Origin of the sequence: Mangrovimonas cancribranchiae (assembly GCF_037126245.1) — a bacterium.
Lineage (GTDB): Bacteria > Bacteroidota > Bacteroidia > Flavobacteriales > Flavobacteriaceae > Mangrovimonas > Mangrovimonas cancribranchiae.
In genome coordinates this window covers 2,177,942-2,192,938 of sequence record NZ_CP136925.1, presented here as the reverse complement: position 1 = coordinate 2,192,938, position 14,997 = coordinate 2,177,942, and the positions used below count along the sequence as shown (strand labels likewise).

Sequence of the window (14,997 nt, the reverse complement as noted above, 5' to 3'; positions counted from 1 at the left end):
TATGGAAATTAGATTACTTTTTTTATTCATGATTTTTTTTTCATGTAATATAGATAATAAGAAAGATGTTTTAAATAAACTAGAAGGACAATGGTTTATTGATGAAATTAAATATAATGGGGTGAGTTATAAAGATTACCTTTATTCCAATGTTCTTGTTTTAAAGGAAGATTCTAAAATATCAATTCCCGAAACACTGCATTTTGAGAAAGATAAAACGTCAACTTGGGAAGTAAGTATAATCGAAAATAGAATTATGTTAAGCATTAAATCTTCAAATTTAGCCTTTAAAGATAATTATAATCTCACTTTTATGATAGATAATAAAGAGCGTAGAGCTATGGTTTTAAAGTCAGATTCTATTTATATAAAAGCGCATAAATTTATGTTAAATCATGACAATTGGTAAAGGGTAGTAATGGGGACAGGTCAGTTAATAGCAAACATGAATTTCCCTGGTGCGTGAATCCATTCACGTTCCAGGTTGTAATATGATGAATTTCTTATAACATAGATGCTTCAGTCGTTAAAAAGCCTCCTTCTGCATGACAGCCGTTCTGTTCAATAAAACCCTCTGCCACTCAAATCCCCGCTACCACACAATCGCCTGTACTACGTTTATCGACCTGTATTGTGTGGCACCATGATTTTTATTTCTCTTAGTGAATAAGTTTTCACTTCCAATTATGATTTTTTATATTTATCCGTGAAAAGTTCATTGAAAATAGTGAAAATGATTACCCTGCTTTCGGTATGCTTATGCCAAAACGCCACGGTAGCGTGGACTCATACAGGTACGGCTTCCAAGGTCAAGAGATGGATGATGAAATCAAAGGCGAAGGAAATTCTATAAATTATAAGTATAGAATGCATGACCCTAGAGTGGGAAGGTTCTATGCTGTTGACCCATTGGCACGTGAATATCCATACTATAGTCCTTATTCATTTAGTGGTAATCAAATCATCCATACACCCGAATTAGAAGGCTTAGAGCCTGGGAAAGATTTAAACTACAATTTATCTCCTGATATCATACGCACTAGAGAAAAATTAGGTGTACTTGGTACTCCCGAGGACAAAAAACTAAAGAAAGCCTTTGAAGACGGTAAAACTAAAGGTTTAATTTATGGAGGTGCAGGAGTTGGAGCAGCATTCTTAATTATTGAATCAGGAGGAACAGCTATTCCTGCTTTACAAACCTTATTTTGGAGAGGGGCTTTTGAAATTACTAAAAGACAAGCATTAATTGTTGCTACTGGTAATTTTGCTATTGGATTTTTTGATGAAGGAAATCAGATACAAACTCCAGGTCCAATAGATGATTTTGGGCGAGGTACACGTTTGGTAATAGGAAACTTTAGCAAGAGTAAATTAATTCCTAATTTTTCAATTAAAGTGCCTAAATTAGATTTTATGCTAGGCAAATTAAGTCAAAGTAATTTAGCTAAAGACACTAAACAACAGATTACAAATATTGCTAAATCTATTTTTAGAGGTGACAAGTTAAAAGCTGGAGGAATTGATACAAAAGAAAAATTACTTGGGTTAGCACAAGATGCGTTTAGCAACGGGGAATTAGTTGAAGAAGTGTCAACTGAAGCAGGTCAGGTTATCAAAAAACAGGTTTCGTTGAATAATGGAACAAAAGTCAATTTTTCATTCTTAACTAGAGAAGGAGAAGAATTATCAGAATTAACAACAATTACAATAGATGGTCAAAATAAACAAATGAAAGAATTTATTAGCGAAATGTTTGATAAAGCTAAAGATTTAGGCAATGATTTAAAAAAATAAATTATGACTTATAATATTAATAGGCTTGATAATATTGTTAAGCATATTGGAGTAATACATTGTACTTCGAATCATAATGAGGCTTGGGTTTTAAAAATAGAAGACCAAGAATATACTTTTTTGATTGATTCTGTAAACGAATTACCTCCAGAAAAAATTTTAGAAGATGAAAATATACTTCTCTTTGAAATAAGTAATAAGATTTCACTTTTTTCTAAAGAAACTGGTTGTATTAGACTTTTGTTCTCGCTCTATGATGATTTTTCTACTGTAGAAATAGTTTATAATGGATATTTAATTATCACTGATACAAGTATTGTTCACATAAGTAAATACAGTTTTTCTATCACAAAAGTTAAGATTTTTTCTGACCTTATTCAAGATGTAAAATTGAAAGAGAAAAAAATTATGGTAGAAACTTTCAGTGATCAAATTTTTGAAGTACCAATATAAATTTAACTTTATAAAAATATAATAAGTAAGCTATCGTAAACGGTAGCTTTTTTTGCGTTAAAGCGAAGCTACATTTTTATCAAAGAAATCTTTAAACTTTTTTTTGGAGATCAGCTAATCAATAAGCATAAAGATAGACTTCTTCTCGTTATCATCCAAACTATCTAAAAGCTGTAACTTCTCTCCAAGCGTCAAGGCAGTGTTGAAACCGCTATGGCTTTCAAGGACAGGAAAAAGATGATGAGATCAATGCAAAGACAACAGCACAAACTATAAGTTCAGGATGCATGACCCACTTTATTGGCAAATGGTAGATAGGTTTGGAGCTGAGGAAACTTTTAGATTAAAAAAGATACATGACGAAGCTTTTTTAAGAACTGCCAAAGTAGAAATCCCTGTAAAAACTTTATACAAGATTTGTGAAGCTCATGAAATAAAGATTTCAGAGTTTTTTCAGTTACTTGAAGAATAATTTTCTGTACAGTTATTTTGCAAATATGCGAGGTAAATTATACTTTTAAAGTATAAAAATCAACACATTATGCCAGATAATCCAAAGAGAAAAGGTCCAAGAGACGATAAAAGAATTAGCACTCAACCTCACGAAATCCAATATTGGAAAAAGAAACTGAATGTTTCAGGTCAACAATTGGCTGGTGCTAAAAAAGCAACGGGAAGCACTAGTGCCAAAGTAATCAAGGAATACTTAAAAAACAAGAAAAAATAATTTATCGTTTAAATGAAAGTATCAACCAATCAAGGTATCAAAAATAGTTTTACTAAATATATCAATGCAAACGGTGACAAAAGGAAGAGCAATATTTTTAGTGATTGGTACTGTGGAATAACTAATAATGTTAATATAAGAAATGCCCAGCATAAGAAGAAACATGGAGAAATTACTTATTGGATGGCATTAAAAGCCAACAGTAAGAATGAAGCTAATGAAATTGAGACTTATTATAACAATAAAGGAACAATCAATAGTTCCAATATTGGCGGTGCTGTAAAAAGTTCATCTTTTGTTTATATTTTCAAAATGCCAAAATTAAAGCCTCTGGTTTGGATATACCAAAATATATTCTATATCTTGACCAAATACAGCATCACAGAAAAGCCTAAATTCAATATTTCAGAGAACGTTTTTTAACTGTTTTATTCCCAGTACTTTCCCTTATAAGGAGCAGCTTATTTTAAAATAGACGTAGAGAAAGCAGCGAGTTACGAACAAGCGCTAGCGGGGGTCTAGCGCCATATTTAATTATTAAGTTTATATATTTTGAAAGCCGAAATAACAATCAACCATATTAGTGAAATAACAATAAAAGAAAAAAACTTACTCTTTGCTGATTTATAATTTAAAGATTTATTATTTCTGAATTTCAATTGCGAATAGCCAAATAGAATGCCCATTAACAAACATAAAATTAGTATAAATAAAATTGAATAAGAAATTGATATAAAATATAATCCTGTAGATATTGAAATTTGAAATAAAACAAGTAGATATATATATTTTGAAATTATTTTGACCATAATTTATTGTTGATTTTCAAGCTCTTGTGTTTTATCTTCCACATTTTCCATTAGTTCAATCACAGGGTCAATTTCATTTCGAAGAGTTTCGATTTTTTTATTGTTTAAATCGATAGCTTCATTGTTAGTATCAATTTGCTTTTGAATAATTTCTTTTCCATAATCAGTAGTCTGTATACTTAGAGCATCATTTAACACTTTATTATTGGTATATAATTGGTCATTTGCAGAATTTAAACTGTTGAATTCTTTTAATAAAGGCTTGATTTTTTTATACATATCCATATATGATTGATTTAATAGTTTTATTGCCATTTCTGTTTCCGCCCCTTTACTAATCGGTTTCAAGGTTGTATTAGAAAACATTGCTGAAGCTGAAGCTGGAGCAACACCTGCACCAATTCCAATGGAAAGGTTAATTCCTAATTCTCCACCAGAAGATGTTAATCCACCAGACACTGTTGCCCCCCATTTTGCTGTTGAAATAGAAGCACTTGCTCCATTCCCTTCTAATATTAATGCAGAATCCATATAAGGATAGAAAGTAACAGAAACACCACTAAAAACACTTATATCTGATTCTAATCCAATTGCCAATTCTCCATAACCATAAACATTTCCTGTATTAAAATCAACAGCAATACCACCTTGAGATGAACCAGATACTAATGCTGAAAGAGTTGAAACTTTACCAACTTGCAATACTTCCAAACCTTCTAATTCAACCCCATCAATTAATCTATTCTCAGAAAATGCATAAGGAGAATTATGCGGATACTTCCTAAACAATGGGTCAATGGCAAAGAACCTCCCAACTCTCGGATCGTGCATTCTAAACTTGTAGTTAATAGAGTTTCCTTCACCTTTGATTTCGTCATCTTTCTCTTGACCTTGGAAGCCGTAGCGGTAGCCATCAACGCTGCCGTGCCTTTTGGGCAGGAGCATTCCGAAAGAAGGCGTATTAAAACCTGTCTTAATTCAATAACCACAAGACATTGTTTGATTTTAGAACCTATAAATTTTTACAAATTTTGGTGTTTTCTGTAACTTTTCAATGAACTTTTATACAAATTTTGGGCATAGTTTTATGTCTAAAAACAGGTGTTTAATATATTTTTTCTTTTAAAACTCTAACACTCTTTTTATTGAATTTTTTTTTTAGCTGTATTCATATACAATAAATCAGCATTAGCTTAAGAACCTTGAGGGAGACCAATTGCAATAATTTTGTGATCCTTTGGATAATAATAGACCCAAATATTAATGTTTAATGGAAGTAAATTTATACGATAAAGTACTGATTCTATAATTTGATCACACATATCAAATTCAGCGATTTCAAAATTGATTAAATTGACATTTTGAATTTTATCCCAATCAATTTCATTTGCAATTATTGGTTTATCATTACAGTTTAAATCAATATAAAAATCTTCGAGAAGAACTTTATTGTTTTTTAAATGATTTATAGACTTCTCAACAGACTCTAACCCTTCTTGAATTTCAGCAAGATGGAATAGTTTGTAATTATAACTATTATTATATTTACCTTCTAGCTTTACAATGATTTCTGTATTAAATGATATTTCAGGTTTTTCTTTTAAAATTTGACATATTTTTAAAGCAATAACTTTCGAGTTTTCTTCTAAAATGTAAGCATTATCAATTTTACTACCTATTATATTTAAAATATATAAATTATTTTCTACTTCAAAAAATAATTCACTCGCTTCAAAATAATTTAACACTTCTTCTTTTTGTTCAGAATCAAATAAATTTTGATCTACATTAGAGTCACAAGAAAATAAAATAAGCAAAATAAAAATTATATTAATTCTTTTTGTTTTTGTCATCATTTTGTATGTCATTAAAATTTACCTCAACAGGCTCTTTATGTTCAATCCCTCCTTTTATTGTCAATTTGGTTTCAGTTCCTGCTCCTTTACCTATTTCTACAGGAGGTAAAACAAAAAAGATTGATTGAGACTCCGAACCATTATTTTTTTTTGTGGCTTTAATTTGAACTAATTCAGCCAGTTCTATTACTTGAGTAAAATCTCCATTAGAACTTTTTTTGACAGTTAAAGTTCCCCTTTTAAGACCACCACCAACACTTAGAGTTGTTTGGGAACCTTCAACCTTAATTTCTAAACCTTCATTTTTTGAAAAGGAAGCTGTTGTTTTTTGAAATTGTTGTTCTGCACTTACTTTAGCAGTTGTAACAGAAATATTTACTTTTTTTGATTTGGTTAAAGATGTTTTTAACTCTCCTTTAGTTACAAGACTTGATTCTTTCCAAATACGAGAAGCACTTTTACTGACTCTATCAGCTATTTCATTGTTTTCATCATCAAAATATATAGCTCTTTGATCATAGCCAGAAGGAACAATAGGACCACCTTTCCATCTCATGACCGAACCACTTCCATAGCCTTGATCGATTCTAATAGGCTGATCATATCCTTGATTTTTTTCATTCCATTTATATGTGATAGATGTTCTTTCTAATCCCTCTAACTCAATTCCGTCTATAACTCTGTTTTCACTAAAGGCATAAGGCGAATTATGCGGATATTGTGGTGCAAGAGGGTCTAAAGATAAAAACCTACCGACTCTCGGGTCGTGCATTCTAAACTTATAGTTTATGCTATTTCCTTCGCCTTTAATCTCATCATCTTTCTCTTGTCCTTGGAAGCCGTACCTGTATGAGTCCACGCTACCGTGGCGTTTAGGCAGTAACATTCCGAAAGAAGGGTAATCATTTTCACTATTTTCAATGAACTTTTCACGGATAAATATAAAAAATCATAATTGGAAGTGAAAACTTATTCACTAAGAGAAATGAAAATCATGGTGCCTCACAATACAGGTCGATAATTATAGTACAGGCAATTGTGTGGTAACGGGGGTTTGAGTGACAGAGGGTTTTGTTACACAGGACGGCTGTCATGCAGAAGGAGGCTTTTTACCGATTGAAGCATCTAACGATATATAAATTATTACGCTGCATGGTAGGGGGGATTCTTCATTCTACTACGTTCCATACTGAATGACATGGTGCTTTACTGAAATAATTTATCATATTGCAACTTGGAAGGCAAATGGATTTGTGCACTAGCGGGGAAAACAATCGTGTGCTATCGGGTTTTATTCGTGTGGCAACAGGGTGTCTTTCAAAATTTGTATTGATTTTTCAGACTTTCTATTCATAGAATACCAAAATATCAATAATGTAAGTAAAGAAAACAGATGAAATAAAATTTCAACATTAATCGACAATATTACTATTGATAAATTTATTGTTAATATTCCTATTAATATAAATTGAAAATACAAAGGAAATTTAGAAGTAATATGTAATTTTGTTGCGATATCATTTTTCTCTAAATTACCTAAAATTTCCGGTCTTCCGAACATATTTATGCCATAATCAAATAAAGGATAAATAGTAAAACTATCCTCCGCTATTTCTCCTTCAAAAGGAACATTGCTTGTATTTATAAGATTATTTAAAGATTTTTTAGTAGTAATTGTTTTTACTTTGCTTAAAATTTGATCTTCTGTTAATTCTAACTCTAAAACAACTTTTGTAGTAAAAAAATTCATTCTTAAATAAATTATTATTCTCCTGCTTCTTTTTTAGATTGCTCAATTACTTCATCAATTTGTTCTAGCAACTTTTCAGCATCATGAGAAGCTTTTTGAATTTCTTTAATTTCTTTTCTATATTCAGCTATAACTTTCAAATGACCAAGTATATCAGCTGTAATGTTAATTCTTGATTTTTGATCGAGATTAGGGGTATTTAATTTTGGTTTAAGTTCTTTGTTAATATAATTTGTAACCTTTGCAATAGCAGTACCTAAAAATGCTCCCCTCTCTGTTAATTCAATTAAGTTTTTATTTATGCTTTCTTTTATTTTACCCTTATATTTAATTAAATCTTGTGCATGAGCTGCAAGATTTGAAGGTTTAATCTCAGTGAAAGTATCAAATTCAAATACTGTTCCTGGTAATGGATTAGGTGAAAGACCAAAACCCACACCAATTTGTAATCCTTTATATTCATCATTTTCTCCTGACGTAACTACAGCTACAGATCCTGTTAGTATTTTTTTGCTTAATGTAAATCCAGTTGATTTCCCTTTGCCTTCAAGATTTTCTGCTGAAGCTGTTGGATAATATGCTACTACAGCCTGACGAGCAACCCCTAAATCACTTTCATATCCTTTTGATTGTGATTTATAAGTATATACTTGTATTTTCGATTTTGAAAAATCAAAAATGACTCCGCTCCCCGAACCTTTCGCATATATTGCAGCCGCACTAGTTTCAGTACCTAAGACTAAAGACTCAGCTCCTTCTAACTCAATTGCATCAATCACTCTATTTTCACTAAAAGCATATGGTGAGTTCCAAGGAAATTTATAATCTAGAGGATCCACAGCAAAAAACCTACCTACACGAGGGTCGTGCATTCTAAACGTATAATTAAGTGAATTGCCTTCACCTTTTACCTCATCATCTTTTTCCTGTCCTTGGAAGCCGTAGCGGTAGGAATCCACACTACCATGGCGTTTAGGCATAAGCATTCTGAAAGAAGGGTAATCATTTTCACTATTTTCAATGAACTTTTCACGGATAAATATAAAAAATCATAATTGGAAGTGAAAACTTATTCACTAAGAGAAATGAAAATCATGGTGCCTCACAATACAGGTCGATAATCATAGTACAGGCAATTGTGTGGTAACGGAGGTTTGAGTGACAGAGGGTTTTGTTACACAGGACGGCTGTCATGCAGAAGGAGGCTTTTTACCGATTGAAGCATCTAACGATATATAAATTATTACGCTGCATGGTAGGGGGGGGATTCTTCATTCTACTACGTTCCATACTGAATGACATGGTGCTTTACTGAAATAATTTATCATATTGCAACTTGGAAGGCAAATGGATTTGTGCATCAGTGGAGACGTTCCTCTATTCCTCTTGCTCTTTATTTTTTATGCATCATTACCCATAAAAAAAATCAGCAACCATATTGACTACGATTGCTGATTATAAACCTACTTAATACAAATTTTTATTATGGGTTAGTTTGAAGTATTAGCCTTAACGTTTAAGTAGAATCGTTCAATTTTTTCAAAATTATCATTATTCCAATCACCCACTTCAAATTGAGTCAAAAACGTTTTATACTTTTCCGTAAAAACTATTTTTGTTTTTTCTATCCCCTTAAGTTGATTAAACCTTTCTACCTGAAAACTTGAACAGTCCTTCTCTATTTTCAAATCAAAATTATCCCTGTAACCATATAAAAATATTACTTTTTTATCTTCTCCCGAATATAAAATATCCGTTATGTATATAAGTGACTCTTTATATCTCTTAGAAATATAATACCCTATCATTACGACAAAAAACAATGAAAGATAAAGACTCACTAAAGCACTAATAATTGTAAAGAAAATGTATACCACAAATACAAAATCTAAACACGATTTAAGAAATCTATCCTGAAAACTAATCTTTTTAATTGTTATAATATTCTTCAAAACGTCAATAAATCTTTAGTTAGTCGGTGGCGCTATATTAATATTATCTGGAATAATATCTGACAGAAAATCTGATATAGCTTCACTCACTTTTTCAATAATACCTTTCTTTTTATTTTTTGGCTCATTATCTACCTTAGGCTTAGTGCTATCAGGGAATTCTGCTACTGGGCTATTTAACACACTAACTGTTACATTGTAAGTCTTCAGTCGAAATTGAACTTTTTGAGCTAAAAAATAAGAGAGTGTTGGGTCTAATTTAATATTAAATTTTGATATTGTTTTTTTCTAGCCTTTAAAGTTTTTGATTTAATTAAATCACGTTGCTTTAGTTTTCATTGAGCCCTTCCATAATACATATCAGCAGGCAATAGATTATTTATAGATTCATGATACCTTTGGTAATTATAGAACTGGACAAATTCTTCTAATTTAGCTTCTAATTGTCCAGGGGGAAAATAATTATCAAGTTTTATAACATTTTTCATAGAACGGTGATAGCGTTCAATCTTTCCTTGAGTTTGAGGATGAAGTGGTCTACCACGAGTATGCTCCATGCCTTTATGATCGAGATAGCTTGCTAAATCGTGTGCAATGTAGCAGGAACCATTATCTGATAATAACTTTGGAGGGTTACTATTTTTAAGATCTGCTTTAGCTAAGGCGTCATCTAGAGTTGCAGTAACATCTTCAGCCTTCATACTGGAGCACAGTTTCCAAGTTACAATATACCGACTGTAATCGTCTAAAATAGTTGATAGATAGTACCAACCCCAGCCATATATCTTAAAATAGGTAAAATCTGTCTGCCATAGTTGATTAGGAGCTGTTGTTTTATCGTGAAACTCGTCTGAGGCACTCATAATTCTGAAGGCTGGTGTGGTAATCATACCATTTTCTTTCAAAATACGGTACACACTGGACTCACTGATGTAATAATTGTAATTATCAGTAATATCCCAAGCTAACTGACGAGGAGAAGACTCAGGTTTTTCTATAGCCATTTCTACTACGGTGTCCCTGTCGGCTTGATTAATTTTATTCCAACCGCCACAACGCTTGTTTTGCTTTCTGGCGAGGCCTTGAAATCCATTTTCCAAGTAGGCATTGTACCAATTATAAAAAGTGGTCTTATTTATTTTTAACTCCCGTAAAGTCCTGATAACACCTAGGTCTGATTGTTCTACTAAACGGATGATATCCATTTTCTCTGCTTGACTGTAATGCATATACCGTTTTCTTTTTAGGTGTCTCCATTTAAGTTTTTTTTCAACTTTCTGTTTTCTAAAGACAGTTCTGCCACAAACTCCTTTAGATCTTGGTTCTCTTGTTTTAGAGCCAGAACTTCTGACGTATTCGCTTCTCGCATAGTATCACCATTTAAACGCTTTTTACCTGCTTCCATAAAGTCTTTGCTCCATTTATAATAATTAGCTTGAGCAATACCTTCATGACGACATAATTCTGCTATAGATATTTCACCACGCATACCTTCAATTACAATCCTGATCTTATCCTCAGAACTATATACTTTTCTTGTTTTTCTTTTAAGTTCACTGATTAACGAACTGGCACTTTGTTTTTTTGCCATAATAGATAATTTTAAAGGTTATTAATTTAAGAAATATCTCTCTTAAATTTTCACCTCTAAAAGTTCACTTTTTGCTGAAGTCAAACAGTTGTAATTTGACTATATAATCGGATTTATTCCGATTATATAGCTTGTTTTTTACATATAATTGTTATTTTTGAATGAGTTAATCGGATTATATCCGATTATTATATGTAATAATGACAAGATGGATTTTAGAACAATTATAAAAGAATACGCAGAAGCTCCAATATCTAGACACTTAATTTTAGAATTACTTAGTAATTATAAAAGGCCGAATGATAAGATTAGTGAGTTGCTTAAAAGCGAAGAACTCATTTCTATTAGAAGAGGATTGTATATAATTGGCCCGAAAATGAACCTACCCTCACCAGAACCATTTTTAATAGCTAACCATCTTAGGGGACCAAGTTATGTATCCTTAGAGTCCGCTTTGTCTTATTGGAATATGATACCAGAGAAAGCCTATGAAATAAGCTCTGTAACCATAAAAACGCCAAAATTATATAAAACTTTAGTAGGGCGGTTCACGTATCAACAATTAAAAACACCTTATTATACCTATGGTATAAAAAATATAGAATACTCTCCTAAGCAAGCCATATTGATAGCCTCACGAGAAAAAGCTTTGTGTGATAAAATTGTGCTAACACCAAAAATTAACCTTAGAAGTATAAAGCAAACACAAGAGTTTTTAATGGAGGATCTTAGGATAGATAGTGAGTTGTTAAGTACATTAGATACAAAGGTTATGGAAATGTGGATTGAAAACGCACCTAAAAAGAATAGTTTAAAAATGCTTGTTAAAACACTAATGAAATTATGATAAAAGAGTGGATAGAAGAATATAACCCTCAGAATGAAGAAGAAATATTATCTGCATTAAGAGAAATAATGCAAGAAATTACTTTAGCAGCTTTGTCAAGAACTGATTTTTTTGAGAAAGCAGCTTTCTATGGAGGTACAGCTCTCCGAATTTTTTATGGGCTGGATAGATATTCTGAAGACTTGGACTTTTCTTTACTTAATCCTGATGCTAATTTTTCAATAGAGCCGTATTTTAAAGCCATACAAGATGAGTTTACTTCTTTGGGGCTAACTGTTAGTATTAAGGAAAAGAAGAAAACAAAACAGACCGCTGTTGATTCTGCTTTTCTAAAAGCCGAAACAATTTGGCAAGAAATTATTCTCGAAGACATCATAAAAGAGACAGGAGTACGCTCTAATAAGACTTTGAAAATTAAAATAGAGGTTGACCGTCAACCCCCATTACATTTTGAAACCGAAGAAAAACTGTTACTTCGGCCATTTTCTTTTTATGTAAAGTGCTTTACTAAACCAAGTTTGTTTGCAGGTAAGATGCATGCACTGTTGTTTAGAAAATGGAAAAATAGAGTAAAAGGTAGAGATTGGTATGACATAGAGTGGTATGTTAAAAAAAGTATTCCTTTAGATGTTAATCATTTCTTAGCGAGAGCCAAAGACACAAAAGACTGGGAAGACGACAACATTTCTAAAGAACAGGTTATAGAACTACTAGAAGCGAAAATTGAATCTGTATCTTTTGATAGTATTAAAGAAGATGTTGTTAGGTTTATTAAAAACGACGAAGGGTTAAAAATATGGAGTCCACAATATTTTAAAGATTTAATAAGCAAAATGAAGTTTGAAAATAGTTAAATAGCCTTCGGTGTTATTATGCTAAGGAAGACAAAACACTCACAAGAATGGTGTTGTTTATAGTAACAAAAACATAGTTGCAAAGCGTCTAATTTGATACTTTTAAAGAGAAAGAAAGGGCTTTAGTCTGATGCAATGATGAAAAAAAAACAGGTAAAATAAGTCTTTAAAAAGTTCATAAAAGTCAACCAAAAAGCACTATATTTATCTTTCAGTTTTAATGTTTAACCACAACACCAAACTGCATACATTTTTGCATACGAAAGTGCATACGATTTTAGAAAAACGGCGAGGGTAAAACGCTGAATATTAGCTAGTTTACGTTTTCAGGGTTCAAGCTCATAACCCGAAGGTCACTGGTTCGAGTCCAGTTCCCGCTACAAAGGCCTAAGGCCAGTAAAATCAAAGGGTTGTGTTCTCATAATCCTTTTTTTATGCGTAATTTTAATGCCCTAATAGAAAGTGCATACGAAAATGCATAGGATTTGTCATTGAAGAAGAAATTTTCCACACCAAAAATCTACACAGCAAACAACGATTTATCAAAGCGTTGGTATGTGTATTTTTCCTATCGTCATCCCGAGACAGGGAAGCTCAAAAGATAAACACCTATTTATGGCGATGCCAACAAATACAAAACTAAAGAAGAGCGATTAGCAGTCTTGACCATTTTACGTCAAGTATTAAATAAATTGTTGCGTCAAGGGTACAGTCCTTATGAGGATAATACAGCGCTTTATAATAAACAACAAGCGAAGCAACACCCGTTGCAACAAGAACAAAAAACAACTTAAACCTTTTCAACCAAAAAGGCAATAACAAAGCCCACAGAAGAAGTATTTAAAGTCCATATCACAAAACAATATAGGTGAATGACCACACACGGTTAGCAAGTGGCTGGACTTATTATTACCAACTGCAATAAATCATAATGATAATAGAAACACATAGATCTCTATACCTATACGCATCTAAATAAAAAATCCTGGTTGTAGCACTAATTTATCTTACTATTCTTAAACGTTCTGGATTACGTTTTGGTGCTTTGGGCACTTCGTCTGGGTAACCCAAAGCAACATTTACAGACACCTCATAATCTTCCGGAATATTAAGTAACTCTAATATGTCTTTATTTTTTTTACTATTCATTGATGGTACCATAGCACCCAAAGGACAAGTTCCTAAATTTAAAGCATGAGCACTCAATAATATATTTTGTAATATAATGCCACAATCTAAATTACTGTAAGGATTATTTTTATCTCTAGCTATAACAATTAGGGTCGGTGCATCATGAAAAATACTAAATCCAGGTTCATTATATTGGTTTGTACGTCCATTCAATGTTTTTCCTTGTGCCCAATCTATAAATCGTTTGTTAATTTCTTCCAATAGCTCAGGGTTTTGAACAATTCTAACCTCCCAAGGCTGTTTGTTATTAGCACTGGGAGCATACATGGCACTTTTCATTATCTGTTCTAGTTTCGCAGTGCTTACCTGCTGAGACGTATATTTTCTAATAGATCTTCGGGTTAGGATATTATCCATAATAGCCTCACTATTAGGTTCTGTATAGTAGACCTTTGATGGGGCTTTATCACAAGATAAAAAGGTAATGAGCAAAAAAATATATAATAATCGTTTCATACAAAATGTGATTATAAATGCAAACAGATATTAAGATACAGAATAAATAAGAACATGTTTTACTCTATAATCTTTAAACGTTCAGGGTAACGTTTTGGAGCTACAGGCTGTTCGTCTGGGTACCCCAAAGCTACGTTAATAGCTACTTCATAGCCTTCGGGTATATTCAGTAAGTCTATAATATCTTTGTTCTCTTCCTTATTAAGAACAGGAACCAGTGTCCCTAACGGACAAGTACCCAAATCAATAGCATGAGCGCTCAGTAATATGTTTTGCAAAATTATACCACAATCTAGATAGCTTATGTTGCTACTTGTATCCCTAGCAATAACAATAAGTGTTGGTGCTCCATGAAAAATACTAAAACCTGGTTCTCTATAACGGGCTGCACTACCTTGAAACTCTTTCCCTTCTGCATAGCTCAAAAAACGGTCATTAATCTCGGTAAGCAATTCTTTATTCTGTATTACACGTACTTCCCAAGGTTGTTTATTTAAGGCACTTGGTGCAAACAATGCACTTTTCATAATAGTATCCAATTGTGCCTTGCTTACCTGTGTGTCCTTATACTTTCTTATAGATCTACGGGTTAGTATATTGTGTATAATAGCTTCTCTCTGTGAACCGTCGTACACCACTTGCTCTACAGGTGCTTCTGTACAAGATATAGCCAAGAGTGTCAATAATAATATTAAGCTTATATGTTTCATTAATAGT

General features: G+C 32.2%; 17 protein-coding genes and 1 pseudogene. 8 read left to right on the top strand and 10 right to left on the bottom strand.

Translation table 11 applies throughout. The features are described from left to right. Position 1: 1 nt before the first annotated feature. The 6 genes from R3L15_RS10175 (at position 2) to R3L15_RS10150 (ending at position 3,397) form a co-directional block, all read left to right on the top strand. A complete protein-coding gene (locus R3L15_RS10175) occupies positions 2-409 on the top strand; it encodes a hypothetical protein (RefSeq protein WP_338731500.1) in 408 nt (135 codons plus the stop codon). A gap of 287 nt (positions 410-696) precedes the next feature. Next, a complete protein-coding gene (locus R3L15_RS10170) occupies positions 697-1,794 on the top strand; it encodes an RHS repeat-associated core domain-containing protein (RefSeq protein WP_338734134.1) in 1,098 nt (365 codons plus the stop codon). A gap of 3 nt (positions 1,795-1,797) precedes the next feature. After that, a complete protein-coding gene (locus R3L15_RS10165) occupies positions 1,798-2,247 on the top strand; it encodes a hypothetical protein (protein WP_338731499.1) in 450 nt (149 codons plus the stop codon). Between the two features lie 283 nt (positions 2,248-2,530). After that, the gene (locus R3L15_RS10160) at positions 2,531-2,719 is read left to right on the top strand and encodes a hypothetical protein (protein ID WP_338731498.1); all 189 of its coding nucleotides are present in this window, start codon (positions 2,531-2,533) and stop codon (positions 2,717-2,719) included. 69 nt (positions 2,720-2,788) lie between these two features. After that, the gene (locus R3L15_RS10155) at positions 2,789-2,974 is read left to right on the top strand and encodes a DUF3606 domain-containing protein (RefSeq protein ID WP_338731497.1); all 186 of its coding nucleotides are present in this window, start codon (positions 2,789-2,791) and stop codon (positions 2,972-2,974) included. 12 nt (positions 2,975-2,986) lie between these two features. Beyond that, the gene (locus R3L15_RS10150; RefSeq protein WP_338731496.1) at positions 2,987-3,397 is read left to right on the top strand and encodes a hypothetical protein; all 411 of its coding nucleotides are present in this window, start codon (positions 2,987-2,989) and stop codon (positions 3,395-3,397) included. A gap of 389 nt (positions 3,398-3,786) precedes the next feature. Here the strand turns inward: R3L15_RS10150 and R3L15_RS10145 are convergent, their stop codons facing one another. From R3L15_RS10145 to R3L15_RS10110, 8 genes and pseudogenes are all read right to left on the bottom strand, one after another. Beyond that, positions 3,787-4,728, bottom strand: a complete 942-nt coding sequence (locus tag R3L15_RS10145; RefSeq protein WP_338731495.1) for a hypothetical protein — start codon at positions 4,726-4,728, stop codon at positions 3,787-3,789. Between the two features lie 248 nt (positions 4,729-4,976). After that, positions 4,977-5,639 carry a hypothetical protein gene (locus R3L15_RS10140; protein ID WP_338731494.1) on the bottom strand — a complete coding sequence of 221 codons (663 nt, stop codon included), beginning with the start codon at positions 5,637-5,639 and terminating at the stop codon, positions 4,977-4,979. Continuing rightward, positions 5,614-6,561: an RHS repeat-associated core domain-containing protein gene (locus R3L15_RS10135; protein WP_338734133.1), complete on the bottom strand. Its 948-nt coding sequence runs from the start codon at positions 6,559-6,561 to the stop codon at positions 5,614-5,616. The genes R3L15_RS10140 and R3L15_RS10135 overlap by 26 nt, the downstream gene beginning before the upstream one ends. A gap of 369 nt (positions 6,562-6,930) precedes the next feature. Then, positions 6,931-7,389 (bottom strand): hypothetical protein, encoded by a 459-nt coding sequence (locus R3L15_RS10130; RefSeq protein WP_338731493.1) that lies wholly within the window; start codon positions 7,387-7,389, stop codon positions 6,931-6,933. Positions 7,390-7,403: 14 nt separating this feature from the next. After that, entirely contained in the window at positions 7,404-8,369 is a 966-nt protein-coding gene (locus R3L15_RS10125) for a hypothetical protein (protein ID WP_338731492.1), read from the bottom strand. Between the two features lie 510 nt (positions 8,370-8,879). Then, positions 8,880-9,341, bottom strand: a complete 462-nt coding sequence (locus R3L15_RS10120; protein ID WP_338731491.1) for a hypothetical protein — start codon at positions 9,339-9,341, stop codon at positions 8,880-8,882. Between the two features lie 15 nt (positions 9,342-9,356). Next, positions 9,357-9,524, bottom strand: a complete 168-nt coding sequence (locus tag R3L15_RS10115; RefSeq protein WP_338731490.1) for a hypothetical protein — start codon at positions 9,522-9,524, stop codon at positions 9,357-9,359. A gap of 71 nt (positions 9,525-9,595) precedes the next feature. Beyond that, positions 9,596-10,932 (bottom strand): annotated as a pseudogene (locus R3L15_RS10110) (IS3 family transposase). Between the two features lie 208 nt (positions 10,933-11,140). On the opposite strand from R3L15_RS10110, the gene R3L15_RS10105 reads away from it, so the two are divergent. Both R3L15_RS10105 and R3L15_RS10100 read left to right on the top strand, forming a co-directional pair. Beyond that, entirely contained in the window at positions 11,141-11,779 is a 639-nt protein-coding gene (locus R3L15_RS10105) for a hypothetical protein (protein WP_338731489.1), read from the top strand. Then, positions 11,776-12,633, top strand: a complete 858-nt coding sequence (locus tag R3L15_RS10100; RefSeq protein WP_338731487.1) for a nucleotidyl transferase AbiEii/AbiGii toxin family protein — start codon at positions 11,776-11,778, stop codon at positions 12,631-12,633. The genes R3L15_RS10105 and R3L15_RS10100 overlap by 4 nt, the downstream gene beginning before the upstream one ends. Before the next feature lie 1,002 nt (positions 12,634-13,635). Here R3L15_RS10100 and R3L15_RS10095 read toward each other — a convergent pair. Continuing rightward, on the bottom strand, positions 13,636-14,280 hold the full coding sequence (locus R3L15_RS10095; RefSeq protein WP_338731486.1) for a nitroreductase: 645 nt from the start codon (positions 14,278-14,280) through the stop codon (positions 13,636-13,638). A 59-nt stretch (positions 14,281-14,339) separates the two neighbouring features. Further along, on the bottom strand, positions 14,340-14,990 hold the full coding sequence (locus R3L15_RS10090) for a nitroreductase (RefSeq protein ID WP_338731485.1): 651 nt from the start codon (positions 14,988-14,990) through the stop codon (positions 14,340-14,342). Between the last annotated feature and the right edge of the window lie 7 nt (positions 14,991-14,997).

Excerpts from the sequence above, each read along its gene's own strand:
- R3L15_RS10165 (WP_338731499.1), top strand. The coding sequence starts at position 1,798 with ATGACTTATAATATTAATAGGCTTGATAATATTGTTAAGCATATTGGA.
- R3L15_RS10090 (WP_338731485.1), bottom strand. The coding sequence starts at position 14,990 with ATGAAACATATAAGCTTAATATTATTATTGACACTCTTGGCTATATCT.
- R3L15_RS10155 (WP_338731497.1), top strand. The coding sequence starts at position 2,789 with ATGCCAGATAATCCAAAGAGAAAAGGTCCAAGAGACGATAAAAGAATT.
- R3L15_RS10150 (WP_338731496.1), top strand. The coding sequence starts at position 2,987 with ATGAAAGTATCAACCAATCAAGGTATCAAAAATAGTTTTACTAAATAT.
- R3L15_RS10175 (WP_338731500.1), top strand. The coding sequence starts at position 2 with ATGGAAATTAGATTACTTTTTTTATTCATGATTTTTTTTTCATGTAAT.
- R3L15_RS10100 (WP_338731487.1), top strand. The coding sequence starts at position 11,776 with ATGATAAAAGAGTGGATAGAAGAATATAACCCTCAGAATGAAGAAGAA.
- R3L15_RS10095 (WP_338731486.1), bottom strand. The coding sequence starts at position 14,280 with ATGAAACGATTATTATATATTTTTTTGCTCATTACCTTTTTATCTTGT.
- R3L15_RS10125 (WP_338731492.1), bottom strand. The coding sequence starts at position 8,369 with ATGCCTAAACGCCATGGTAGTGTGGATTCCTACCGCTACGGCTTCCAA.
- R3L15_RS10105 (WP_338731489.1), top strand. The coding sequence starts at position 11,141 with ATGGATTTTAGAACAATTATAAAAGAATACGCAGAAGCTCCAATATCT.
- R3L15_RS10145 (WP_338731495.1), bottom strand. The coding sequence starts at position 4,728 with ATGCTCCTGCCCAAAAGGCACGGCAGCGTTGATGGCTACCGCTACGGC.
- R3L15_RS10130 (WP_338731493.1), bottom strand. The coding sequence starts at position 7,389 with ATGAATTTTTTTACTACAAAAGTTGTTTTAGAGTTAGAATTAACAGAA.
- R3L15_RS10140 (WP_338731494.1), bottom strand. The coding sequence starts at position 5,639 with ATGATGACAAAAACAAAAAGAATTAATATAATTTTTATTTTGCTTATT.
- R3L15_RS10160 (WP_338731498.1), top strand. The coding sequence starts at position 2,531 with ATGCATGACCCACTTTATTGGCAAATGGTAGATAGGTTTGGAGCTGAG.